At 64.8% G+C, this 1,079-nt stretch carries 1 protein-coding gene; it reads left to right on the plus strand.

Going from position 1 to position 1,079, the window contains the following annotated elements:
- Positions 1-48: 48 nt before the first annotated feature.
- The coding region (locus ISP20_RS21440; protein ID WP_204638246.1) for an IS30 family transposase at positions 49-1,079 on the plus strand (1,031 nt) is incomplete at its 3' end.

Genomic DNA, 1,079 nt, shown 5'->3' on the forward strand with positions numbered 1-1,079 from the left:
GTAAGGCAGTCTCTAATATCAAGTGCAACGCCCTTTGGGAGGTGATGCATGGGTCGGCACTACAACCATCTAAGCGCCGAAGAGCGAGGTGCGATCATGGTGGGCAAGGCACGCGGGGACAGCGCCCGGCAGCTGGCGATACTGCTAGGCCGGTCGCCCAGCACGATCTCACGGGAGCTGGCGCGTAACGGGCACCGCGAGCCGTCGGGCAGCCCTCGTCTGGGGCGCCCGACGCTCGGCTATGACGCTTGTCGTGCCGGCCATCGGGCCCGACGCTTGGCCCATCAGGCGCGTCGGCCGCGTAAGTTGCATCGTGAGAGTGCCTTGTGGCGTCTGGTGCGCCATTTGTTGGCCCGGCGCTGGTCACCGCAAGAGGTCAGTCGCACACTGCGCCGACAGCATCCCGACGAGCCGGCCAAGCACGTGTCTCACGAGACGATTTACACCGCGATCTATGCAGCTCCCCGCGGGGAGCTGCGGCGAGGGCTGGTGGCACTGTTGCGCCAGCACAAGTGCGCGCGCCGCCCGCGCGGCCAAGGCGCCAATCGGCGCGGCCGCATGCACGATCTGCCAAGCATTCATGATCGACCGCCGGAGGCCAATGAACGCTTGTTGCCGGGCCACTGGGAAGGCGACTTCCTCAAAGGCGCACGCAATCAGTCGTCGGTAGGCGTGCTGGTGGATCGGCGCACGTTGTTTCTGAAGCTGGTGAAGATGGAAGGGTGCGCGGCCGAGGATGCGCTCAAGGGCTTCAGCCGGGCGTTCGGTCCGTTACCGGCGACGCTGCGTCAAACGCTGACCTATGACCAGGGCAAGGAGATGGCGCTGTACAAGACCCTCTCCAAACGCACGGGCCTGGCGATTTACTTCGCCGATCCACACAGTCCCTGGCAGCGCGGCATCTGCGAGAACACCAACGGTTTACTGCGCCAGTACCTACCCAAAGGCACCGACCTGTCGGTGCATAGCCAACGCAAACTCGATGCGATTGCGCGGGAGATGAATCTGCGACCGCGGGCCACCCTCGACTACCACTGTCGGGCGGAGATGTTCATGCGTGCGCTGGGGCGCGATGACCT

Source organism: Dyella kyungheensis (genome assembly GCF_016905005.1).
GTDB classification, from domain to species: Bacteria; Pseudomonadota; Gammaproteobacteria; order Xanthomonadales; family Rhodanobacteraceae; genus Dyella; species Dyella kyungheensis.